The organism is Salmonella sp. SA14318, from assembly GCF_029866905.1.
GTDB lineage: Bacteria > Pseudomonadota > Gammaproteobacteria > Enterobacterales > Enterobacteriaceae > Salmonella > Salmonella enterica.
This window is the reverse complement of the sequence record NZ_CP123282.1, coordinates 838,351-862,145: the sequence shown is the minus strand read 5'-3', so window position 1 is coordinate 862,145 and position 23,795 is coordinate 838,351. Positions and strand designations below refer to the sequence as shown.

At 53.2% G+C, this 23,795-nt stretch carries 22 protein-coding genes and 1 other RNA gene; 6 read left to right on the top strand and 17 right to left on the bottom strand.

What is annotated here, in order from left to right; genetic code table 11:
* Positions 1 to 40: 40 nt before the first annotated feature.
* The 5 genes from lysS to xerD all read right to left on the bottom strand — a co-directional run bounded on the left by lysS (position 41) and on the right by xerD (position 6,143).
* Positions 41 to 1,558 (bottom strand): lysine--tRNA ligase, encoded by a 1,518-nt coding sequence (lysS, locus tag QEN32_RS04145; protein WP_000003339.1) that lies wholly within the window; start codon positions 1,556 to 1,558, stop codon positions 41 to 43.
* A gap of 9 nt (positions 1,559 to 1,567) precedes the next feature.
* Positions 1,568 to 2,666, bottom strand: a protein-coding gene (prfB, locus tag QEN32_RS04140) for a peptide chain release factor 2 (RefSeq protein ID WP_010989230.1) whose coding sequence is annotated in 2 segments (ribosomal slippage) — positions 1,568 to 2,590 and positions 2,592 to 2,666 — 1,098 coding nt in all. Because the reading frame shifts where the segments join, the coding sequence is not laid out codon by codon here.
* A gap of 104 nt (positions 2,667 to 2,770) precedes the next feature.
* A complete protein-coding gene (gene recJ, locus QEN32_RS04135) occupies positions 2,771 to 4,504 on the bottom strand; it encodes a single-stranded-DNA-specific exonuclease RecJ (protein ID WP_000813380.1) in 1,734 nt (577 codons plus the stop codon).
* Between the two features lie 5 nt (positions 4,505 to 4,509).
* Complete coding sequence (gene dsbC, locus QEN32_RS04130) at positions 4,510 to 5,223, bottom strand: bifunctional protein-disulfide isomerase/oxidoreductase DsbC (RefSeq protein ID WP_000745614.1); 714 nt, start codon at positions 5,221 to 5,223, stop codon at positions 4,510 to 4,512.
* Between the two features lie 23 nt (positions 5,224 to 5,246).
* Positions 5,247 to 6,143, bottom strand: coding sequence for a site-specific tyrosine recombinase XerD (gene xerD, locus QEN32_RS04125; RefSeq protein ID WP_000434302.1), 897 nt, complete (start codon positions 6,141 to 6,143; stop codon positions 5,247 to 5,249).
* A gap of 112 nt (positions 6,144 to 6,255) precedes the next feature.
* On the opposite strand from xerD, the gene fldB reads away from it, so the two are divergent.
* Positions 6,256 to 6,777 (top strand): flavodoxin FldB, encoded by a 522-nt coding sequence (gene fldB / locus QEN32_RS04120; RefSeq protein WP_001055885.1) that lies wholly within the window; start codon positions 6,256 to 6,258, stop codon positions 6,775 to 6,777.
* Between the two features lie 52 nt (positions 6,778 to 6,829).
* Here fldB and QEN32_RS04115 read toward each other — a convergent pair whose 3' ends face one another.
* Positions 6,830 to 7,243, bottom strand: a complete 414-nt coding sequence (locus tag QEN32_RS04115; RefSeq protein ID WP_061377829.1) for a protein YgfX — start codon at positions 7,241 to 7,243, stop codon at positions 6,830 to 6,832.
* The gene (sdhE, locus tag QEN32_RS04110) at positions 7,224 to 7,490 is read right to left on the bottom strand and encodes an FAD assembly factor SdhE (RefSeq protein ID WP_000351186.1); all 267 of its coding nucleotides are present in this window, start codon (positions 7,488 to 7,490) and stop codon (positions 7,224 to 7,226) included. The genes QEN32_RS04115 and sdhE overlap by 20 nt, the downstream gene beginning before the upstream one ends.
* Before the next feature lie 249 nt (positions 7,491 to 7,739).
* Between sdhE and ygfZ the strand changes: the two genes are divergently transcribed.
* Positions 7,740 to 8,720, top strand: a complete 981-nt coding sequence (gene ygfZ / locus QEN32_RS04105; protein ID WP_000874176.1) for a tRNA-modifying protein YgfZ — start codon at positions 7,740 to 7,742, stop codon at positions 8,718 to 8,720.
* A gap of 115 nt (positions 8,721 to 8,835) precedes the next feature.
* Here the strand turns inward: ygfZ and QEN32_RS04100 are convergent, their stop codons facing one another.
* A complete protein-coding gene (locus QEN32_RS04100) occupies positions 8,836 to 9,495 on the bottom strand; it encodes a hemolysin III family protein (protein ID WP_000250289.1) in 660 nt (219 codons plus the stop codon).
* 163 nt (positions 9,496 to 9,658) lie between these two features.
* The gene (yqfB, locus tag QEN32_RS04095; protein ID WP_001182976.1) at positions 9,659 to 9,970 is read right to left on the bottom strand and encodes a N(4)-acetylcytidine aminohydrolase; all 312 of its coding nucleotides are present in this window, start codon (positions 9,968 to 9,970) and stop codon (positions 9,659 to 9,661) included.
* 158 nt (positions 9,971 to 10,128) lie between these two features.
* Here yqfB and bglA point away from each other — a divergent pair, with 158 nt between their 5' ends.
* Positions 10,129 to 11,562 (top strand): 6-phospho-beta-glucosidase BglA, encoded by a 1,434-nt coding sequence (gene bglA / locus QEN32_RS04090; RefSeq protein WP_001230152.1) that lies wholly within the window; start codon positions 10,129 to 10,131, stop codon positions 11,560 to 11,562.
* Between the two features lie 47 nt (positions 11,563 to 11,609).
* On the opposite strand, the gene QEN32_RS04085 is transcribed toward bglA, so the two are convergent.
* From QEN32_RS04085 to QEN32_RS04050, 8 genes are all read right to left on the bottom strand, one after another.
* Positions 11,610 to 12,503: a transporter gene (locus tag QEN32_RS04085; protein ID WP_000819373.1), complete on the bottom strand. Its 894-nt coding sequence runs from the start codon at positions 12,501 to 12,503 to the stop codon at positions 11,610 to 11,612.
* A gap of 455 nt (positions 12,504 to 12,958) precedes the next feature.
* On the bottom strand, positions 12,959 to 15,832 hold the full coding sequence (gene gcvP / locus QEN32_RS04080; RefSeq protein ID WP_000194973.1) for an aminomethyl-transferring glycine dehydrogenase: 2,874 nt from the start codon (positions 15,830 to 15,832) through the stop codon (positions 12,959 to 12,961).
* A 162-nt stretch (positions 15,833 to 15,994) separates the two neighbouring features.
* Positions 15,995 to 16,384 carry a glycine cleavage system protein GcvH gene (gene gcvH, locus QEN32_RS04075; RefSeq protein ID WP_001295377.1) on the bottom strand — a complete coding sequence of 130 codons (390 nt, stop codon included), beginning with the start codon at positions 16,382 to 16,384 and terminating at the stop codon, positions 15,995 to 15,997.
* 25 nt (positions 16,385 to 16,409) lie between these two features.
* Positions 16,410 to 17,504, bottom strand: a complete 1,095-nt coding sequence (gene gcvT, locus QEN32_RS04070; RefSeq protein WP_265321958.1) for a glycine cleavage system aminomethyltransferase GcvT — start codon at positions 17,502 to 17,504, stop codon at positions 16,410 to 16,412.
* Between the two features lie 454 nt (positions 17,505 to 17,958).
* On the bottom strand, positions 17,959 to 19,161 hold the full coding sequence (gene ubiI, locus QEN32_RS04065) for an FAD-dependent 2-octaprenylphenol hydroxylase (protein ID WP_001192144.1): 1,203 nt from the start codon (positions 19,159 to 19,161) through the stop codon (positions 17,959 to 17,961).
* A 124-nt stretch (positions 19,162 to 19,285) separates the two neighbouring features.
* Positions 19,286 to 20,464 carry a 2-octaprenyl-6-methoxyphenyl hydroxylase gene (gene ubiH, locus QEN32_RS04060; RefSeq protein ID WP_265321957.1) on the bottom strand — a complete coding sequence of 393 codons (1,179 nt, stop codon included), beginning with the start codon at positions 20,462 to 20,464 and terminating at the stop codon, positions 19,286 to 19,288.
* The gene (gene pepP / locus QEN32_RS04055; RefSeq protein ID WP_265321956.1) at positions 20,461 to 21,777 is read right to left on the bottom strand and encodes a Xaa-Pro aminopeptidase; all 1,317 of its coding nucleotides are present in this window, start codon (positions 21,775 to 21,777) and stop codon (positions 20,461 to 20,463) included. The genes ubiH and pepP overlap by 4 nt, the downstream gene beginning before the upstream one ends.
* 25 nt (positions 21,778 to 21,802) lie before the next feature.
* Positions 21,803 to 22,381 carry a YecA family protein gene (locus QEN32_RS04050; protein ID WP_000027236.1) on the bottom strand — a complete coding sequence of 193 codons (579 nt, stop codon included), beginning with the start codon at positions 22,379 to 22,381 and terminating at the stop codon, positions 21,803 to 21,805.
* 166 nt (positions 22,382 to 22,547) lie between these two features.
* Between QEN32_RS04050 and zapA the strand changes: the two genes are divergently transcribed.
* The 3 genes from zapA (at position 22,548) to QEN32_RS04035 (ending at position 23,719) form a co-directional block, all read left to right on the top strand.
* A complete protein-coding gene (gene zapA, locus QEN32_RS04045; protein ID WP_001276011.1) occupies positions 22,548 to 22,877 on the top strand; it encodes a cell division protein ZapA in 330 nt (109 codons plus the stop codon).
* A 41-nt stretch (positions 22,878 to 22,918) separates the two neighbouring features.
* Positions 22,919 to 23,102: non-coding RNA, 6S RNA (gene ssrS / locus QEN32_RS04040), on the top strand.
* 20 nt (positions 23,103 to 23,122) lie between these two features.
* Positions 23,123 to 23,719, top strand: coding sequence for a 5-formyltetrahydrofolate cyclo-ligase (locus QEN32_RS04035; protein WP_006493293.1), 597 nt, complete (start codon positions 23,123 to 23,125; stop codon positions 23,717 to 23,719).
* Positions 23,720 to 23,795: the final 76 nt, after the last annotated feature.

Below are 23,795 nucleotides of genomic sequence, written 5' to 3'. Positions count from 1 at the left end.
TGCCGGATGGCGGCTAATGCCCCATCCGGCAATTTACATCTTATTTCACCGGACGCATCGCCGGGAACAGAATAACGTCGCGAATTGTGTGGCTGTTAGTAAACAGCATCACCATACGGTCGATACCAATTCCCAGACCCGCTGTCGGCGGTAAACCGTGTTCCAGCGCCGTCACGTAGTCTTCGTCGTAGAACATGGCTTCGTCGTCGCCCGCCGCTTTTGCATTAACCTGATCCAGGAAACGCTGCGCCTGGTCTTCCGCATCGTTCAACTCGCTAAAGCCATTACCGATTTCACGACCGCCGATAAAGAACTCGAAGCGGTCAGTGATTTCCGGGTTCACATCATTACGACGCGCCAGCGGAGACACTTCAGCCGGATATTCGGTGATGAAGGTCGGCTGAATCAGATGCGCTTCAGCGACTTCGTCAAAGATCTCAGTGACGATACGGCCCAGACCCCAGCTCTTCTCGACGTGAATGCCGATGCTTTCAGCAATCGCCTTCGCGGAGTCGAAGTTGTCCAGATCAGCCATATCCGTTTCCGGACGATATTTCTTGATCGCTTCACGCATGGTCAGTTTTTCGAACGGCTTACCGAAGTCAAACACTTCATCACCGTACGGAACCTGGGTGGTGCCCAGAACATCCTGCGCCAGCGTACGGAACAGAGACTCAGTCAATTCGATCAGGTCTTTGTAGTCCGCATACGCCATATAGAGTTCCATCATGGTGAACTCAGGATTATGGCGCACGGAGATGCCTTCGTTACGGAAGTTACGGTTAATTTCGAATACGCGTTCGAAGCCGCCAACCACCAGACGCTTGAGGTACAGTTCCGGTGCGATACGCAGGTACATGTCCAGATCCAGCGCGTTGTGATGGGTGATAAACGGACGGGCAGACGCGCCGCCTGGGATCACCTGCATCATCGGCGTTTCGACTTCCATAAAGCCGCGAGCAACCATAAACTGGCGAATACCGGCCAGGATCTTCGAACGGGTTTTGAAGGTGTTACGGGATTCATCGTTAGAGATGAGATCCAGATAACGCTGGCGATAGCGCGCTTCCTGGTCCTGCAGGCCGTGGAATTTATCCGGCAACGGACGCAGCGCTTTCGTCAGCAGGCGCAGTTCGGTGCAGTGGATAGACAGCTCGCCGGTTTTGGTTTTGAACAGCTTACCTTTCGCGCCGAGGATATCGCCAAGATCCCACTTCTTGAACTGCTCGTTGTAAACGCCTTCCGGCAGATCATCGCGCGCCACATACAGCTGAATGCGGCCGCCTACGTCTTGCAGGGTAACAAAAGAGGCCTTACCCATAATACGGCGAGTCATCATACGGCCCGCGACGGACACTTCAATATTCAGCGCTTCCAGTTCTTCAGCTTCTTTCGCGTCAAACTCTGCGTGCAGTTGGTCTGAGGTACGGTCACGACGGAAATCGTTCGGGAACGGGATACCCTGCTCACGCAGTGCAGCCAGCTTCTCGCGACGTGCCTTCATTTCATTGTTAAGATCGACTACCTCGTCAGCGCCCTGTGCGTTTTGTTCAGACATGTTGATTCCTCATAGCCCTGCTTTCAAACTTGCTTCGATAAATTGATCCAGACTACCGTCCAGTACCGCCTGTGTATTGCGGGTTTCCACCCCAGTACGCAGGTCTTTAATGCGGGAATCGTCCAGGACATAGGAACGAATCTGGCTTCCCCAGCCGATATCGGACTTAGTGTCTTCCATCGCCTGTTTTTCAGCGTTCTTTTTCTGCATCTCCAGTTCATAAAGCTTCGCTTTCATCTGCTTCATGGCCTGGTCTTTGTTTTTGTGCTGCGAACGGTCGTTCTGGCACTGCGTCACAATCCCGGTGGGAATATGGGTGATACGCACTGCGGATTCCGTACGGTTAACGTGCTGACCGCCTGCGCCAGACGCGCGATAGACGTCGATACGCAGATCCGCCGGGTTAATGTCGATATCGATATCGTCGTCCACTTCCGGGTACACAAACGCGGAGCTAAACGAGGTATGACGGCGACCGCCGGAGTCAAACGGGCTTTTACGCACCAGACGATGTACGCCGGTTTCAGTGCGCAGCCAGCCATAGGCATATTCGCCGGAGATTTTGATAGTCGCGGACTTAATGCCGGCGACTTCCCCTTCCGACTCTTCAATGACTTCCGTCTTGAAGCCGCGCGCTTCCGCCCAACGCAGATACATACGCAGCAACATGCTGGCCCAGTCCTGCGCTTCAGTACCACCAGAACCGGCCTGAATATCGAGATAGCAATCGGCGCTATCGTACTCGCCGGAGAACATCCGGCGGAATTCCAACTGCGCTAGTTTCTCTTCCAGCGTATTCAGCTCCGCGACGGCTTCGTTAAACGTCTCTTCGTCGTCAGCTTCTACCGCCAGTTCCAGCAGCCCGGAAACGTCGTCCAGCCCCTGAGTCATTTGATCAAGCGTATCGACGATCGCTTCGAGCGATGAACGCTCTTTTCCTAGCGCCTGCGCGCGCTCAGGTTCGTTCCAGACATCCGGCTGTTCCAGCTCGGCGTTTACTTCTTCCAGACGCTCTTTCTTAGCATCGTAGTCAAAGATACCCCCTAAGAACGTTGGTGCGTTCCGTGAGGTCCTGAATGCGGTTATTCACCGGGTTAATTTCAAACATGGTCTGATTTCTTTTATTTGACTTGTCAAAATGCGGTTATAAGGGCGAAATATTAGCGGATTTCGCCCCTTAATTACAGCGAAAGTGTTGTTAAATCGCCCCGATCATAGCGGCCAAATATCATCGATAATAATCTGTAAACTACGGTTGCCGCGAAACTCGTTAATGTCCAGTTTATAAGCCAGTTCTACCTCCCGCACGCCGTTATCCGGCCAACAGGTCGTATCAATATTAAATGCGATGCCATCCAACAGCGGGCCGCCGCCGATGGGCTCCACCATCACCTTGAGGTGGCGCTCGCCCACCAGACGCTGTTGTAGCAGACGGAAACGACCATCGAATAACGGTTCCGGGAACATTTGCCCCCACGGTCCGGCATCCCGCAACAGTTGCGCCACTTCCATAGACATCTCCGCCGCGCTTAATGGACCATCGGAGATCACTTCGCCTTGCAACAGGGCAGGATCGAGCCATTCCGTTACTAGCTCGCCAAAACGTTGCTGAAACTGCTCGAATTTATGCTCTTCCAGCGACAATCCCGCCGCCATCGCATGACCGCCGAACTTGATCATCAGATCAGGGTAAAGCGTATCCAGCCTTTCCAGCGCATCGCGCATATGCAACCCCTGAATCGAACGGCCTGAGCCTTTTAGCGTGCCGTCGCCCGCAGGCGCAAAGGCGATCACCGGGCGGTGAAAACGCTCTTTAATGCGCGACGCCAGAATTCCGACCACGCCCTGATGCCATTCAGGATGATACATCGCCAGACCGCCCGGAAGCGTTTCACTACTGCGCTCAAGCTTTTCGCACAGGATAAGCGCTTCCGCCTGCATCCCCTGCTCTATTTCTTTGCGCGTCTGGTTAAGCGCATCCAGCTCGCTGGCCAGAACACGCGCTTCGCCGAGGTTGTCGCACAACAGTAACGCCACGCCAACGGACATATCATCCAGCCTGCCGGCGGCATTCAGGCGAGGCCCCAACGCGAAGCCTAAATCACTGGCGGCAAGCTGCTGCGGATCGCGATTCGATATCTCCAGCAACGCTTTAATTCCCGGACGGCATTTCCCGGCACGAATACGACTTAGCCCTTGCCAGGTCAGAATACGGTTGTTAGCGTCCAGCGGCACAACGTCTGCTACCGTTCCCAACGCCACTAAATCCAGCAGCTCCGCCAGATTCGGCGGCGCGATGTTGCGCTCGTCGAACCATCCTTTGTCGCGCAAAAATGTTCGCAACGCCAGCATCAAGTAAAACGCCACGCCGACGCCCGCCAGCGACTTAGACGGGAATTCGCAGTCGCGCAGATTGGGATTAATAATCGCTTCGGCATCCGGCAACGTGTCGCCAGGCAGGTGGTGATCGGTCACGATCACCGGAATCCCCAACGTCTTTGCATGCGCTACGCCGGCGTGGGATGAAATGCCGTTGTCTACGGTGACGATAAGCTGTGCGCCGCGCGCCTTCGCCTGATCGACCACTTCCGGGCTTAAACCGTAGCCATCTTCAAAGCGATTAGGCACCAGATAACTGATGTTGTCACATCCCAACGCACGCATTCCCAATACGCTTAGCGCAGTACTGGTCGCGCCGTCGGCGTCAAAATCGCCAACAACAATAATGCGGGTACCTTCGCGAAAGGCGTTGTAGAGGATCTCCACCGCGTTATCTATGCCGCTAAGCTGTTGCCAGGGCAGCATTCCTTTCACGCTGCGCTCCAGTTCGTGGGCGCTACGAACGCCCCGGCTGGCATATAGACGTCGTAGTAATGGAGGAAGATCGGCGGGGAGTTCCGCCGTCTCATCAGCCTCACGCCGACGAAGTTGTCTCTGTTGTTTCACGCGTATTATTTACCACTGGTCTGTTTTTGATGCTCATCAAGAAACGCTTTCATCTCTTTCGGTCCCTGATAGCCAGGCACCACATAGCCGTTACTCAATACAATGGCTGGCGTACCGCTAACGCCCAACTGCACGCCCAACGCATAATGATCAGCAATATTCACGTCACAGCTTGCCGGTTTCACGCCCTTACCTGCCATGGCGTCATCAAACGCTTTGTTTTTGTCTTTGGCGCACCAGATAGATTTCATATCCTGCTCCGCCTGGCTTTCCAGCCCCTGGCGCGGGAAGGCCAGATAACGTACCGTGATCCCCAGCGCGTTATAATCTTTCATCTCTTCATGTAGCTTATGACAATAGCCGCAGGTGATATCGGTAAAAACAGTAATGACATGTTTCTCATCCGGCGCTTTATAGACGATCATCTCTTTTTCCAGCGCATTTAGCTGGCTCATCAGCAGTTTGTTCGTCACGTTTACCGGATGCGCGCCGCTCACGTCATACATCGGCCCTTGAATAATATGTTTGCCGTCATCAGTGACGTACAGTACGCCGCTGTGAGTGAGGACGGTTTTCATCCCTGCCACTGGCGAGGCCTGAATTTCCGTACTCTGAACGCCCAGCTTAGCCAGCGACTGACGGATAGCCGCATCATCCGCATGGGCCACGCCTGAAAACGCCGCCGCCAGTAAAGTGAACATCATAAAACGCTTTTTCATAAACTATCCTTTCCTGTCAGCACTCATGCCCGCGGATGGTGCTGTTGATGAAGTTGACGCAAACGCTCCGTTGCGACATGCGTATAAATTTGTGTCGTCGAAAGATCGCTATGCCCAAGTAGCATTTGTACAACGCGCAAGTCGGCGCCGTGATTCAGCAAATGCGTGGCGAAAGCGTGACGTAAAACATGCGGCGATAGTTTTTCGCTATCGATTCCAGCCAGTACCGCATAATGTTTAATACGGTGCCAGAAGGTCTGCCGCGTCATCTGCTGCGCACGCTGGCTGGGGAATAATACGTCAATTGATACGCCATTGAGTAACCAGGGACGCCCATGCTCCAGATACGTTTCCAGCCAATATACCGCCTCTTCACCTAACGGCACCAACCGCTCTTTATTGCCTTTACCGATAACCCGCACCACGCCCTGCCGCAGACTGATATCGCTCATTGTCAGCCCCACCAGTTCCGACACGCGCAAACCGGTGGCATACAGCACTTCCAGCATAGCTTTATCGCGCAACTCCAAAGGTTGATCAATAAGCGGTGCCTGCAAGAGCCGTTCAACCTGCGCCTCGCTAAGGTCTTTCGGTAAACGCTGCGGAAGCTTAGGCGAGGCCAACTGCGCGCTCGGATCATCCTCACGATACTTTTCACGGTACAGATGCTGGAAAAAGCGCCGCATAGCGCTTAACAGGCGTGCGGAGCTGGTCGCTTTGTATCCGCCCTCCACCCGTTCAGCCAGCAGCGTTTGTAAATCATCAGCCTGCGCCGTCGCAAGCGTTTTTCCACGATGATGCAACCACGCAACGACCATCGATAAATCGCGACGATACGCGCTTAATGTATTTTCCGCCAGATTTCGTTCCAGCCACAGGGCATCCAGAAACTGCTCAATACGCGCTAAATCCTGTTCCATTCGCGCTCCCTACTTCACGCTTACTTTTGGTGCATTATGCCTCATTGTGCCGTGAATGCAGCGATTCTGTTACACTACCCGCAACGCTATAGCAGAATCGAGATGTAACGTAATGAACATGGGTCTTTTTTACGGTTCCAGCACGTGCTACACCGAGATGGCCGCAGAGAAAATTCGCGATATCCTCGGCCCGGAGCTGGTGACATTACATAACCTCAAGGATGACGCCCCCGCCTTAATGGAGCAGTACGACGTGCTCATTTTAGGCATCCCCACCTGGGATTTTGGCGAAATTCAGGAGGACTGGGAAGCCGTCTGGGAGCAACTGGACGATCTCAATCTGGAAGGCAAAATCGTTGCGCTTTACGGTATGGGCGACCAGCTCGGCTACGGTGAGTGGTTCCTGGATGCGCTGGGTATGTTGCATGACAAACTTGCCCTCAAAGGCGTTAAATTTGTCGGCTACTGGCCCACAGAAGGCTACGAATTTACCAGCAATAAACCGGTCATTGCGGATGGGCAACTGTTTGTCGGCCTGGCGCTGGATGAAACGAACCAGTACGATCTCAGCGATGAGCGTATACAGACCTGGTGTGAACAAATTCTCGGCGAAATGGCCGAACACTACGCCTGAAGCCTTACTCGCTGTATTTCCCTCTCGACGGAACCGCGTTTACGCCGTTCCGTCAGTGTTGGCGCGATATCGGCTGCTGTAACAGTATCCGACGCAACTCACGCCATTCCGCTTCTTCCATGCTATCCGCCGCCAGCCATAAATGCTGATGACGTCCAGACTCTGCGCGTAAACGCAACACCATCCCGCTCTTCAGTAACCAGGGCGGACGCAAGAGCGTCCAGTCATGCCCCTGCCAGCGTAAGCGCCCGTCCATGAGTAGCTTGATCTCTCCCTGGCAGGTATTAATCCTGCGCTGGCTACGTACACAGTCAAACACGACCAGCGACAGTAGTATCATCCATAACGGGGTATAACTCAGCGGCCAGGGCATCAATAAAATCACCGCGGCAACCAGCCCATGAATGAGCAATGAGATCCACTGAGCGCGCCATGAGACGCGTAAATCAGATTGCCACAGGACCACGTTCCCGATTCCGTGTCTGAATGAGTCGGACCATCTGTTCCAGTTCAGCGTCAGCCGGTTTACCGTGATTCATTAACCAGTTAAATAAATCCGGGTCATCACTCTGCAACAAACGGACAAAAATACGCTTTTCTTCATCACTTAAACTATCGTACTCATGTTCAAAAAACGGCATGATGGAAATATCAAGTTCGCGCATACCGCGACGACATGCCCAGTGAATACGTGCTTTATTGTGAATATCCATGTTCTTCCTGCCTCGCGAAAATGAAGTACCGGGCTATTGTAACGTGTTTTTGGCGTTGTTTTACGGGAATCTCAGTAATCTGGAACGCGATCGCGAAATAAAAGGCTGGGAATCAATATGTTCATCCATTTTGGATACCGCCTCGCAAAACGATCAATCCGCTCTCAATGGGCTATTTAAAGCACTTGCAATGACCGATGGCTCTTTTACCATTAACCATTATTGTTGCAGCTAACCAGGACATTATTTATGGCTTTTATCTCCTTTCCGCCACGTCATCCTTCATCGTCAGCCCGCCTGCCGCTGACGCTGATCGCGCTTGACGACTGGGCGCTGTCGACCATTACCGGCGTAGACAGTGAAAAGTATATTCAGGGCCAGGTCACCGCTGACGTAAGCCAGATGACTGAACAGCAACACCTTCTCGCCGCCCACTGCGATGCTAAAGGTAAGATGTGGAGCACTCTGCGCCTGTTCCGTGAGCGCGACGGTTTCGCCTGGATTGAACGCCGTAGCGTGCGTGAAGCACAATTAACGGAGCTGAAAAAGTACGCCGTATTTTCCAAAGTGGTCATCGCGCCGGATGACGAACGCGTATTGCTTGGCGTGGCAGGTTTTCAGGCCCGCGCGGCGCTGGCTAATGTCTTTAGCGAACTGCCCAATAGCGAAAATCAGGTGGTCAGAGACGGCGCCTCCACGCTGCTATGGTTTGAACATCCTGCGGAACGATTCCTGCTTGTCACCGATGTCGCGACGGCCAACATGTTAACAGAGAAGTTGCATGGCGAAGCCGAACTGAATAACAGCCAACAGTGGCTGGCATTGGATATTGAAGCAGGCATTCCGGTGATTGACGCGGCGAACAGCGGTCAGTTTATCCCCCAGGCGACTAACCTACAGGCGCTGGGCGGCATCAGCTTCAAGAAAGGCTGCTACACCGGACAGGAGATGGTCGCACGGGCAAAATTCCGCGGTGCCAATAAACGCGCGCTTTGGTTGCTGGCGGGCAAAGCCAGCCGGGTACCGGAAGCAGGAGAAGATCTGGAGCTACAGATGGGCGAGAACTGGCGTCGTACCGGCGCTATTCTGGCGGCGACACAGTTGGACGATGGTCAGTTACTGGTTCAGGCCGTCATGAATAACGATTTAGAAGCCGAAAGCGTCTTCCGTGTTCGCGACGATGCCAACACCCTGCATATCGTCCCGCTGCCTTACTCGTTGGAAGAGTGATATCACGTTAAAAGTCGGATAGCCTGATAGCGCAACGCCATCAGGCTCGCACGTGCTGCTCTCGTAGGCCGGATAAGGTACGACAGCGCCGCCATCCGGCACGGGCATCCGGGAATTACGCCTGTCCCACATACAAATAGATGGCCAGGAAGTGGCACACGCTGCCGCCCAGCACAAAGCCATGCCAGATGGCGTGGTTATAAGGTATGCGTTTGCAAACATAGAAAATTACGCCCAGCGAGTAAACGACGCCACCTACCGCCAGCAGCGTCACGCCGCCTATCGCCAGCTTAATCGCCAACTGATAAACCACTATCAGCGACAGCCAGCCCATTGCCAGATACGTAACCAGTGAAAGCACTTTAAATCGGTGCGCAATCGTCAACTTGAAGAGGATACCGAATAGCGCCAGGCTCCAGATCACAATCATTAGTCCGCGCGCCAGCGGCGAATCCAGACCTACCAGCAGAAATGGCGTATAGGTTCCGGCAATGAGCAGATAGATAGCGCAGTGATCAAATTTCTTTAACCAGATTTTTGCCCGCTGATGAGGAATGGCATGATAAAGCGTTGAGGCAAGAAAAAGCAGGATCATGCTCCCGCCATATAAACTGTAGCTGGCGATAGCCGTCATACCCGCATTCGCCTCTACCGCCTGAACCAACAACAGCACCAGGCCGACAATACCAAATACCAATCCAATGCCGTGGCTAATACTGTTGGCGATTTCCTCAGCCAGCGAATATCCCTGCGTCATTAATGGTTTTTGCACCATAACTTACTCCGGAGAAACGTTCATAACGATGAACTGCGCCTCTAGCGTAACTGAGAATGGTTCCAGTGAACACATGTTAGCTAAAATAAATTCGCAAAATTAAATTTTGTTTATTATTCAATAAGTTAATTACAAAAACTCAACTAACACGCGTTCATGTTTATCAAAGGCATTTAAAATCAATCACATAAAATTGCGTCTGGTTGGGATAGATTTCAGCAATGACCCGTTTCAGCTCATCAAGCGACATATTTTCCTGTTGCGCATGTTTTTCGTTCAGCGTATCCAGCGTCACAGTTGACGTTCCTGTCACTTCGATTGTGCAAAAATAGCCATCATCTTCGAACCGCCCCACGCGTAGCACATCGCCTGCTTTAAAGTGGGACTCGGAGGCATCACGAATAGTGATGGTTTTACGCCCTGCCAGAATGTCATTCTGGAAACGTTGAAAGAAAGTAATGTCATTTGGCTGCATGTGGTTATCCCCCTGAATATGGCCCCTTGAAGTGGATGTTACGATCTGAATGTGTTCTTGCCCCGACACGCGAGCACCCTGGAATTTTGCGTACGCTTTACATGTCATTTGGTGCAGAATGAATGATAACAGACTAAATAAATTGAGATTATGCAACAATGAGAAAACTCACCCTGCCAAAAGATTTTTTATGGGGCGGCGCGGTTGCTGCACACCAGGTTGAAGGCGGCTGGAATAAAGGCGGTAAAGGCCCCAGCATCTGCGACGTGCTAACCGGCGGCGCACACGGCGTGCCACGCGAAATTACCCAGAATGTCGTTGCTGGCAAATACTATCCGAACCACGAGGCGGTGGATTTTTACGGACATTACAAAGAAGACATCCGTCTTTTCGCCGAAATGGGGTTCAAATGCTTCCGTACCTCTATTGCCTGGACGCGTATCTTCCCGAATGGCGACGAATCCCAGCCAAACGAGGCCGGTCTGAAATTCTACGACGACATGTTTGATGAATTGCTCAAATACAACATCGAACCGGTCATCACCCTTTCCCACTTTGAAATGCCGTTACATCTGGTCCAGCACTACGGCGGCTGGACCAATCGTAAAGTCGTTGATTTCTTTGTCCGTTTTGCTGAAGTCGTGTTTGAACGCTACAAGCATAAGGTCAAATACTGGATGACCTTCAACGAAATTAACAACCAGCGAAACTGGCGCGCGCCGCTGTTTGGCTACTGCTGTTCCGGCGTGGTGTATACCGAGCATGAGAATCCAGAAGAAACCATGTATCAGGTCTTACATCATCAGTTTGTCGCCAGCGCCCTGGCGGTGAAAGCGGCACGTCGTATTAATCCACAGATGAAAGTTGGCTGTATGCTGGCGATGGTCGCGCTGTATCCCTTCTCCTGCAAACCAGAAGATGTGATGTTTGCTCAGGAATCGATGCGTGAACGCTACGTCTTTACCGATGTACAGCTGCGCGGCTATTACCCGTCCTATGTGTTGAACGAGTGGGAGCGCCGCGGATTTAACATCAAAATAGAAGATGGCGATCTTGAAGTGCTGCGCGAAGGCACCTGCGACTATCTTGGTTTCAGTTATTACATGACCAACGCGGTCAAAGCCGAAGGCGGTAGCGGCGATGCTATTTCCGGTTTTGAAGGCAGCGTACCGAACCCCTATGTTAAAGCCTCTGACTGGGGCTGGCAGATTGACCCGGTGGGCCTGCGTTATTCATTGTGTGAACTGTACGAACGCTATCAAAAGCCGCTGTTTATTGTCGAAAACGGTTTTGGTGCTTACGACAAAGTAGAAGAAGATGGCAGCATCAACGACGACTATCGCATTGACTACCTGCGCGCCCATATTGAAGAGATGAAAAAAGCGGTGACTTACGATGGTGTCGACCTGATGGGCTACACGCCGTGGGGCTGCATCGACTGCGTGTCGTTCACCACCGGGCAGTACAGCAAGCGCTACGGCTTCATCTACGTGAACAAGCACGATGACGGTACGGGCGATATGTCGCGTTCGCGTAAGAAGAGCTTCAACTGGTACAAAGAGGTGATTGCCAGCAACGGCGAGAAGCTTTAACTCCTGCACGTTACCCGCCAGTCGGCGGGTAACACTTTGAACGAGTCTTACCAGGTCTTACCTATTTTAAATTCCCAGCGTACATCTTCCATTTTGGTTGGCGACTTCGCTTCCTGCATTACCGGGAAGAAGGCTCCGGCACCAAACCATAATTTCAGTGAATCGACGGCAATATTAAATGACGGACCAACAACCCATTCGGTAGTTCCAGAATGGTTATTAATTACGCTGCCATTAGACAGTTTTTTCGTTCCAGAGGCATTATTGCTGTAGGCACTTTCCAGACCAAGATCCAGCGGTAAATCGCTAAACATATACCGCACCTGGGTATTCCACTGGAATTCGTTACCTCGTTTCACGTCCTGGTTACCGCGCTCAAATGGTCCCTGATATACAAAACCCATATCCCCTTTAATGTTAGGAGTAAATAATTTTGTTAAAGTGAGTGTTACTCTTCCTCCCCAGGCGCTATTCCCAGGCAAATGATTATCTCCATCTTGCCCGGTGGGTAGTAATAATGCCCCACCTACCGTAACCCAAAACGGATCACCTCTTCGCTGGCTCATTAAAGCATAATTGACCCCCACCGATTGGTCGCCCATTCCCTCTATGTGCTCAGGAGACAGATTGTCTCGTTTGTTATTGATATACGACCCCACAGTTGATAATTCCAGTCTGTCGGTCAAACCGTAACGAATCTTCAATAACCATATCTGGGAGTAAACATCCGGACTTCCGTGCCCCTCGATTTGATGATCTTTATCGCGAAATGAGCTATTCACGGCGGTTAATAACTTTCCTTCCGGCAATACTGAACCACCAGAAATAGCGGTATTAACTGGTGCACCTAATAGATTACTGGGATTATTTTCTCCGTTAGCTGCCATTGCATTCATTAATAGAAAATATGTCATTAATGGCAGAAATATAAATCGTTTCATTATTCCCTCCAGGTATAAAAAACAAAGCGCTAAGTTAATAAATATTTACGTTATTTATGTTTATTTTTAATTTATAATTTAAATTAATAACTTGATGAATTTAATATACGGAAATTTTTGTAACTATATTGAGAGGTAAATAACGATTCCGGAGAGAAACTATTTGTAACTACATGTAAATACACCGTGTTATTTTGATTAAATAACAGCAAGGTAAAAATGATGCACAATGAATCATTAGACTCTAAAAAAGCGGTAATTTAATTCTGGCTAATACACTGATACAAACGCCAGGTTGCCTGACAGGAGCCAACGATTTACTGTAATATATTGAATTAGTAACACTTTGTAGCCTGAATAAGGCACTCACACTGCATCCGACATCAACAAAGCGCACTTTATTAACAAGCTGAAAAGGCGCCGAAGCGCCTTTAGAAGACAGTCGAATCAGTAAATTACTGGTAGTCGCTAATCGGTACGCAGGAGCAGAACAGGTTACGGTCGCCATAAACATCATCCAGACGTTTCACCGTCGGCCAGTATTTGTCTGCCACGCCTGCCGGGAATACGGCAACTTCACGGCTGTACGGATGCGCCCACTCGGCGACCAGTTCGTTCTGAATGTGCGGCGCGTTCACCAGCGGGTTATCTTCCAGCGGCCAGACACCGGCTTTCACCTGGTCAATCTCTGCGCGGATAGCCAGCATCGCATCGATAAAGCGATCCAGCTCGGCCTTACCTTCAGATTCCGTCGGCTCTACCATCAGCGTGCCCGCCACCGGGAACGACATGGTTGGCGCATGGAAACCGTAGTCGATCAGACGCTTGGCAATATCCAGCTCGCTGATGCCGGTTTCTTCTTTCAATGGGCGAATATCAAGAATACATTCGTGCGCCACACAGCCATCGCGACCGGTATACAGTACCGGATAGGCATCTTTCAGACGGCTGGCAATGTAGTTAGCGTTAAGAATCGCGACCTGGCTTGCCTGCTTCAGGCCTTCTGCACCCATCATGCGGATGTACATCCAGCTGATTGGCAGGATAGAGGCACTACCGAACGGCGCCGCAGACACCGCGCCCTGACGGGTTAACATGCCTTCGATTTGCACCACGCTATGACCCGGTACGAACGGTGCCAGATGCGCTTTCACGCCGATCGGTCCCATGCCTGGGCCGCCGCCGCCGTGCGGAATGCAGAAAGTTTTATGCAAATTGAGGTGCGAAACGTCTGCGCCAATAAAGCCCGGTGAGGTGATGCCGACCTGGGCGTTCATGTTCGCGCCGTCAAGGTAAACCTGACCGCCGAACTGGTGCACAACTTCACACACTTCACGGATCGTTTCTTCATAGACGCCGTGGGTGGACGGATAGGTCACCATGATGCAAGAGAGGTTCGCAGCATGTTGTTCTGCTTTTGCTCGCAGATCGTCCAGGTCGATGTTGCCGTTCTTATCACACGCCACAACCACCACCTGCATTCCTGCCATATGTGCAGAAGCAGGGTTAGTGCCGTGAGCAGAGGCCGGAATCAGGCAGATATCGCGATGCCCTTCGTTGCGGCTTTCGTGATAGTGACGAATCGCCAGCAGCCCCGCGTATTCCCCCTGTGCGCCGGAGTTAGGCTGCATACAGACGGCGTCGTACCCGGTGAGTTTCACCAGCCAGTCAGAAAGCTGGCTAATCATCTGATGATATCCTTCGGCCTGTTCCGGCGGGCAGAACGGGTGCAGTTCAGCGAATTCCGGCCAGGTGATAGGAATCATCTCGGCGGCGGCGTTCAGCTTCATGGTGCAGGAACCCAGCGGGATCATCGCCTGATTCAGCGCCAGATCTTTACGCTCCAGCGAGTGCATGTAGCGCATCATCTCGGTTTCGCTGTGGTAACGGTTAAATACCGGATGCGTCAGAATCGCATCGTCACGCAGCATACTTTGCTGAATGGAACGGCTATCAAGCGCCACGTCTTTATCCAGTGTTTCAATGTTCAGACCGTGGCTGGCGCCCAGCAAAACATTGAACAACTGCGCCACATTCTCACGGGTGGTGGTTTCATCGAGCGTAATACCAACCGCGTTATGAATATCGCTGCGCAGATTGATCTCCGCCGCTTCCGCACGCGCCAGTACCGCAGCTTTATCAGCCACTTCCACACACAGCGTGTCAAAGTAATGCGCATGACGCAGCTTTAAGCCTTTCTGCTGCAGACCTGCCGCCAGAATATCGGTCAGGCGGTGGATACGATTAGCGATGCGCTTCAGACCGACCGGACCATGATAAACGGCATACAGACTGGCGATGTTAGCCAGCAGTACCTGCGAGGTACAAATATTGGAGTTCGCTTTCTCACGACGGATATGCTGCTCGCGAGTCTGCATCGCCATGCGCAGTGCGGTATTGCCCGCCGCATCTTTTGAGACGCCGATAATACGGCCTGGCATGGAGCGTTTAAATTCGTCTTTAGCGGCAAAGAACGCCGCGTGCGGGCCACCGTACCCCATCGGTACGCCGAAGCGTTGCGCAGAGCCGAAAACAATGTCCGCGCCCTGTTTGCCCGGAGCCGTCAGCAGCACCAGCGCCATAAAATCGGCGGCGACGCTGACCACAACTTTACGGGATTTCAGCTCAGTAATCAGTGCGCTGTAGTCGTGAATTTCACCTGTGGTGCCTACCTGTTGTAACAGCACGCCAAACACATCCTGGTGATCCAGTGCTTTCGCCGCGTCATCTACAATGACGTCAAAGCCAAAGGTTTCGGCACGCGTACGCACGACGTCCAGAGTTTGCGGATGGACATCAGAGGCGACAAAGAAACGGTTGGCATTTTTCAGTTTGCTGACGCGCTTTGCCATCGCCATCGCTTCAGCGGCGGCGGTCGCTTCATCCAGCAGCGAGGCGGAAGCCATGTCCAGCCCCGTCAGGTCCAGCGTCACCTGTTGGAAGTTGAGCAGCGCTTCCAGACGCCCCTGAGAGACTTCCGGCTGATAAGGAGTGTAGGCGGTATACCAGCCTGGATTTTCCAGCATGTTGCGCAGGATAACCGGCGGTAGCTGCACGGCTGTGTAGCCCATGCCAATGTAGGACGTGAAGCGCTTGTTACGCCCGGCGATGGCTTTTAATTCCGCCAGTGCGGCATATTCGGTTGCCGCCTCGCCAACCTGCGGCGGAGTCGCGAGCTGAATGTCTTTCGGCACAATCTGACCTGTCAGCGCGTTTAACGACTCGGCACCAACCGCATTCAGCATCTCTTGCTGCTGCGCGGCGTCCGGTCCGATGTGGCGTTCAATGAAAGCGCCGCGGTTTTCAAGCTGGCTTAACGTCTGTGTCATGGGCGATGGTTCCTGAAACGTGCAGTGAATCGTAGGTGTCTCTAACTCAATTGCCCGGTGGCGCTGACGCTTACCGGGCCTACGCGTGCGAAAACGAATACGCAAAATCATTCGCGTTGCAGTGAGTAGGCCGGATAAGCATTAGCGCCATCCGGCACAACATTATTCGTCTTCTAACAATGCCTCATACGCGGTGGCATCCAGCAGCGATTCAAGTTCGCTTTCATCGCTGGCTTTGATTTTAAAGATCCAGCCACCGGCATACGGTTCGCTGTTCACCAGCTCCGGGGAGTCGCTCAGCGCATCGTTTACCGCCACGATCTCGCCGCTTACCGGCGCATAAATGTCGGACGCCGCTTTTACGGACTCCGCCACGGCGCAGTCGTCGCCCGCGCTTACGGTCGCGCCGACTTCCGGCAGATCAACAAAAACCATATCGCCCAACAGCTCCTGAGCGTGTTCAGTAATGCCAACGGTGTAAGTGCCATCCGCTTCTTTACGCAGCCATTCGTGTTCTTTGCTGTATTTCAGTTCTGCGGGTACGTTGCTCATCAATTAATCTCCAAAAAAGGATGAATCACGCGACGGCTTTGCCGTTACGCACAAAAACAGGTTTAGTCACTTTTACCGGCATTTCACGGTTACGAATTTGTACAATCGCCGTCTCGCCGATGCCCGCCGGAACGCGCGCCAGCGCAATGCTGTAGCCCAACGTTGGGGAAAACGTCCCGCTGGTGATAATGCCTTCTTGCTGATTGCCCTGCGCATCGGTAAAACGCACCGGCAGTTCATTACGCAATACGCCTTTCTCGGTCATCACCAGACCGACAAGCTGCTCATGGCCTTTTTCACGCTGCATCTCCAGCGCCTCACGGCCAATAAAGTCGCGGTCAACAGGTTCCCAGGCGATAGTCCATCCCATATTAGCCGCCAGCGGAGAGATACCTTCATCCATCTCCTGACCGTACAGGTTCATGCCTGCTTCCAGACGCAGCGTGTCGCGCGCGCCAAGACCGCACGGCTTCACGCCCGCCTCCACCAGCGCACGCCAGAAATCCGCCGCTTTTTCATTCGGCATGGCGATTTCATAGCCTGCTTCGCCGGTATAACCGGTGGTGGCGATAAACAAATCGCCCGCCTGAACGCCGAAGAACGGCTTCATACCTTCTACTGCATGTCGCTGTTCGTCAGTAAACAGAGTCGCCGCTTTTTCCTGCGCATTCGGCCCCTGTACCGCAATCAGCGACAGGTCGTCACGAACGGTGATGTCGATGGCATAAGGTTCAGCGTGTTGGGTAATCCAGGAGAGGTCTTTTTCGCGGGTGGCGGAGTTAACAACGAGACGGAAGAAATCTTCAGTGAAGTAGTAGACGATAAGGTCATCAATCACGCCGCCCGATGCGTTAAGCATACCGGAGTAGAGGGCTTTACCCGTCTTCGTTAGCTTCGCGACGTCGTTTGCCAGCAGATAACGCAAGAACTCCCGGGTGCGGCTGCCATGAAGATCGACAATGGTCATATGCGATACATCAAACATCCCGGCATCGGTGCGCACAGCGTGGTGTTCATCAAGCTGAGAGCCGTAATGCAGGGGCATCATCCAGCCATGAAAATCGACCATGCGGGCGCCGCATAGCGTGTGTTGTTCGTACAAAGGCGTCTGTTGGGCCATCTTTTCCTCGTTGAATTAGCGGGGGCTAACAACCATTTTCATGGGAAATCTTCGCCACGAAACCTGGCATCGACGCCCTTTTTCCTGCGCCGACGCAAACGTTCTCTTGCTCCTGAACTTACCACCGAACCAGGCGCTAAACCATAAGGCTGAATTTACCATCACATTAGCTTATGACTAAAAAACGCTAAAATCCCATCAGCACAAAAAACCACTATTACGCTAAATAACCGTCATAAAAAGGAAGCTGATACGATTTACCACAACATAAATTAATATTAAATGCGGAAAAAATGTCGAAAATCGCGTTCGCCAAAAATAGTGGCATTAGAAAATATAATGCGAAATAAGCGGTGAAATTAGATTATTTCAAACGAGGAAAGCCCCCCAGCGCGATAGCCGGGAAAGCAAAGTGTGACGGGTTTCAAACTCTTGCTGGCGTGCAGTCAGACACTTAACGAAGCCATTGCGGAAGGTCGTTTAGCCCCATTGCCTGGCGAAGCAGTTGGGGTTTGACGCCGGGGAGCGTATCCGCCAGTTTCAGCCCGATGTCGCGCAGCAATTTTTTTGCCGGGTTTTCGCCGGCAAACAGGTCACGAAAACCTTGCATCCCGGCAAGCATCATCGCCGCGCTATGTTTACGGCTACGCTCATAACGACGAAGATAAAGATGTTGACCAATGTCTTTGCCCTGGCGCTGAAGCCGGCGCAGATCGTCCACCAGTTCGGCCGCGTCCATAAAGCCGAGGTTGACGCCTTGCCCTGCCAGCGGGTGGATGGTGTGCGCGGCATCGCCGACCAACGCCAGACGATGCGCGGCAAACTGGCGAGCATAGCGGCCCGTCAGCGGAAAAACCTGCCGTTCGCTTTCCAGGCGGCATAAGCCCAGCCGATTATCGAAGGCGATAGTCAACGCCTGGTTAAACGCCTCGTCGCCGCTCTGTTGCATACGCTCCGCATCCTGCGGAGAAAGCGACCAGACAATGGAACACAGATGCGGATCGCTTAACGGCAAAAACGCCAGAATACCTTCACCATGAAACACCTGGCGAGCAACCGCGCCGTGCGGCTCTTCGGTGCGGATAGTCGCTACCAGCGCATGGTGACGGTAGTCCCAGAAAGTTAAGGGAATATCCGCTTTGTTACGCAGCCAGGAGTTGGCGCCATCCGCGGCAATCACCAGACGCGCGGTTAACATCGCGCCGTCTTTTAAAGTCAGGAAGGCGTCGTTCTCCCCCCAGGCGACCTGCTGTAACTCCGCTGGCGCCATTAAGGTGATATCCGCCGCTTGCTGCGCTTTTTGCCACAGTGCATAGTGAATGACGCTGTTTTCAACAATATGCCCCAGATGGCTATATCCCATGCTTGCGTCATCAAACGTAATACGGCCAAAGCTGTCTTTATCCCAGACTTCCATACCGTGGTAGCAACTTGCCCGTCGCGCCACAATGTTTGACCATACGCCAAGACGGGTAAGCAGTTTTTCGCTGGCGGCATTAATCGCCGACACCCGAAGCTGAGGCGGCGCATCGTTCGCCAACGGCTGGGGAACAACGTGATCCAGTACCGCAACGCGCAAACCGCTCCCCTGCAAGCCGCAGGCGACAGCCAGTCCCACCATGCCTCCGCCAACTATTGCTACATCAACACTTTGCACTATTTACTCCTGGAAACCGGAACAATCAAACCGTAGGCCGGATAAGGCGAAGCTGCCATCCGGTATTTTTATGAACACGATGCCGGATGGCGGCGTAAATGCCTTATCCGGCCTACAGATCTGCTTAACGCGCAACCCAACCTAAGGTCCGCTGTGCCAGCGCATCGCGCGCAGGCGGTAATAATTCCATCGCCATTAAACCGATATTGCGCCCAATAACCAGCGGCGCCCAACGATTTGCAAACAGATGGACCAGACCGTTCGTTACGCCAATCGTCGTATCCCGGTCAACCTGACGACGCTGCTGATAGAGCGATAATACGTGCCAGGCGCCAATATCCTCGCCCGCGTCCTGTGCCGCGACCAGCGTTTCCGCCAGGCTCATGACATCGCGCAGACCGAGATTAAACCCTTGTCCGGCGATAGGATGCAACGTCTGCGCCGCATTGCCGACCACGACAGTCCGGTGAGTAAACACTTTCGCCGCCGTAGTCAGGGCAAGCGGATACGCGCTGCGCTTCCCCGCCTGAGTAATTCGCCCCAGCCGCCAGCCGAACGCGGCCTGCAACGCATGACAGAACTGCGCGTCGGACCAGCTCAGCACCTCATCGCGCTGGTCGAGCGGGTGACACCAAACCAGCGAACATCGGCCATGCGACATCGGCAACATCGCCAGCGGGCCATTGGGAGTAAAACGTTCAAAGGCGCGTCCCTGATGCGGGATAGCGGTCGCGACATTCGCTATCACCGCTAACTGTTCGTAAGGCTCCTGATGCCAGTCAACGCCGCAGGCTGACGCGAGCGCGGAGTGGGTACCGTTAGCCGCCACCAGCACGCTGCCAGCTATCACATTGCCGTTTTCCAGAGTGACGTTAACCTGCTGTTGGGTACGCGACACGCTGGCTACGCGCTCCGGGCAGTGCAGCGTAACGCCTGGCGCTTTACGCAAGAGCGCAAACAGACGCAGCCCGATATCATGCAGCTCCGCAACGTGCCCCAACGCTGCCAGACTGTAGTCCTGCGCGTCGAGAGTCACAAATCCGGCATGGCCGCGATCGCTGACGTGTACGGTGTTGATTGCCGTTGCGCAATCGGAAATCGCCTGCCAGACGCCAATTCGCGCCAGTTGCTGGCAAGTGCCCGCCGCCAGCGCAATCGCTCTGGCGTCAAAGCCGGGATGACCGTCGGCTTCAGGCGCTTTCGCTTCAATCAGGTGTACCGGCAACGTCCCATGACTGAACTGAGAGATGGCTAGCGCCAGCGTTGCGCCTGCCATGCCGCCGCCAACGATAATGACGCTCATTGCTGCCGCGCCGCCGCCATTAATGCCTCAATGTCATCCGCCTTCTTCACAACACTAGCGGTCAGGTTTTCATTACCGGTTTCGGTAATGACAATGTCATCTTCAATTCGAACGCCAATGCCGCGATACGCTTCCGGCACGTCGGCATCCGGCGCGATATAGAGGCCTGGCTCTACGGTCAGCACCATGCCCGGCTCCAGGATGCGGGAGCGATCCGGCCCATAAACGCCGACATCATGAACATCCAGCCCCAGCCAGTGGCTCAAGCCATGCATAAAGAAAGGACGATGCGCATTTTCGGCAATCAGTTGATCAACCTCTCCTTGCAAAATCCCCAGCTTCACCAGCCCGGTTATCATGATGCGCACGACTTCGCCGGTCACCTCCTGAATAGAGGTACCAGGACGGAACAGTCGCAGGCTGGTCTCCAGCGATTCCAGAACGATGTCATAAATTTCACGCTGGGCTGGCGTAAATTTCCCGTTCACCGGGAAAGTACGCGTGATGTCGCCCGCGTAACCTTTATATTCACAACCTGCGTCGATAAGCACTAAATCGCCGTCGCGCATTTCACTTTCGTTTTCAGTGTAATGCAGGATACAGCCATTTTCGCCGCTGCCGACAATGGTGTTATAGGAGGGATAGCGCGCGCCGTGGCGATTAAATTCGTGGTGAATTTCCCCCTCCAGCTGATACTCAAACATCCCCGGACGGCATTTTTCCATCGCGCGGATATGCGCCAGCGCGCTAATTTCCCCGGCGCGGCGCAGGACAGCAATCTCTTCCGGCGATTTGAACAGGCGCATCTCATGGACGATCGGTCGCCAGTCAGTCATGGTGGCCGGCGCGGTCAGATTCTGGCGGGAGCCTTTACGCAGCTTCTCCAGCGCAGCCAGAACAATCTCGTCGGCATACGCATATTCGCCCTGCGCGTGGTACACCACATCCAGACCATTAAGCAACTGAAAGAGTTGCTGGTTGATTTCGCTAAACGCCAGCGCCCGGTCAACGCCCAGTTTTTCCGGCGCGGCATCCTGTCCTAAACGGCGACCAAACCAGATTTCCGCCGTCAGGTCGCGAACGCGGTTGAACAAAACGCTGTGGTTGTGGGTGTCATCACTCTTAATCAGTACCAGCACGGCTTCCGGTTCGTTAAAACCGGTGAAATACCAGAAGTCGCTACTCTGGCGATACGGATATTCACTGTCTGCGCTGCGCGTCGCCTCCGGCGCGGCAAAGATCAGCGCGGCGCTGCCGGGCTGCATTTGCGCCAGTAATGCCTGGCGACGGCGTTGGTATTCCTGCTGAGTCATGACATGGCCTCCATTTCGTTTTTTCTTAGTGTAGCGTCGGTTTACGCACTTCCGGCGCGGTCGGCTGTTGGCGCGTGAAAGTGTCATGACATAACAGCGCCGCAACACGGACATATTCGATGATCTCTTCGAGCGACATCTCCAGCTCTTCCTGATCTTCGCTCTCATCATAACCAAGCTGCGCAATATTACGCAGGTCGTCAATCGCTTCACCCGTTTCGCCGGTGACTTTATCAAGTTTAGGCTGCGTTACGCCGAGGCCAAGCAAAAAGTGGTTAACCCACCCGGCTAAGGCATCTGCGCGATCGAATACGCTGACATCGTCGCCTTCAGGCAGATAAAGCTGAAAAAGAAAGCCGTCGTCTTCCAGCGCGTCGCTGGTCGCCGCGTGCATTTTGCGCAGCGCCTGAGCAAGCTCATGCCCGAAGGCCAGACCTTCGTTCGTCAGGTCGTGCAACAGCGGCTGCCATGAGCTGTCGTTGTTGCCGCCGCAAATCATCCCGCTGATTAAACCATGCATTTCAGCCGGGGTCAGACCGGCCCCTTGTTGATTCAAAAACCGGTTCATTTCGTTGTAACCAGGCATTTCGTTCTGTATAGACATAAGCATTCGTCATCAAAGGGAGGATATTCATGATATGCTACCACTTTGGACCCTGGTGAACCAGAAAAGGGCTTGTATCTTCACACCAGGGTAGCTATAGTGTCGCCCCTTCGCGGACCCTGGGTCTGTAGACGAAGGCAGCGCAGTCAATCAGCAGGAAGGTGGCATGTCTGCACAACCCGTCGATATCCAAATATTTGGCCGTTCACTGCGAGTGAATTGCCCGCCTGACCAAAGGGATGCGTTGAATCAGGCTGCGGACGATCTGAATCAGCGGTTGCAAGATCTGAAAGTTCGCACTAGAGTCACAAATACTGAGCAGTTGGTTTTCATTGCCGCATTGAATATCAGCTATGAGTTAACTCAGGAAAAAGCGAAGACCCGCGATTACGCGGCGAGCATGGAACAACGTATTCGGATGCTACAACAGACCATCGAACAGGCGTTGCTTGATCAAGGTCGCATAACCGAAAAAACGGGCCAAAACTTTGAATAACACTTTTCGCTTTACTATGGTAAAGTGATTGTGAAAACAGAATTTCTCTGAGATGTTTGCAAGCGGGCCAGTCCCCTGAGCCGATATTTCATACCACAAGAATGTGGCGCTCCGCGGTTGGTGAGCATGCTCGGTTCGTCCGAGAAGCCTTAAAACTGTGACGACACATTCACCTTGAACCAAGGGTTCAAGGGTTACAGCCTGCGGCGGCATCTCGGAGATTCCCCTTCTGACTGGCGACAGCCATGACGCAACTTCCCGAACTCTCTTTATCACGACAAGAAATCCGCCGAATGATTCGGCAACGTCGCCGTGTGCTAACGCCAGAGCAGCAACGCCGTTTTGGTCAACAGGCCGCCGCCCGAATGCTCAGCTTTCCTCCCGTCGTGATGGCGCACACTGTCGCCGTGTTTCTCTCCTTTGATGGCGAACTCGACACCCAGCCGCTGATTGAACAGCTATGGCAAGCGGGCAAGCGCGTCTACCTTCCGGTTCTTCATCCCTTCAGCCCTGGCAACCTCCTGTTCCTGCACTATCATCCGCAGAGTGCGCTGGTGACCAACCGCTTAAAGATCCGGGAGCCACGGCTTGATGTCCGCGACGTATTACCGCTGGCAAAGCTGGATGTGCTGGTAACGCCGTTAGTGGCGTTTGACGAAGACGGGCAGCGCCTGGGGATGGGCGGCGGATTTTATGACCGTACGTTGCAAAACTGGCAGCAGCATAAGATCCAGCCCGTGGGCTACGCGCATGATTGCCAGTTAGTAGAAAAGCTGCCGGTTGAAGAGTGGGATATCCCGCTGCCTGCGGTGGTGACGCCGTCCAAAATTTGGGAGTGGTAGCCGTGTTTTGCCGATTGACAGCGTCGCTTTTTTGACCTAAATTTCTCGGTGAAGGGTGAGGGAGGCGAACCTCCCT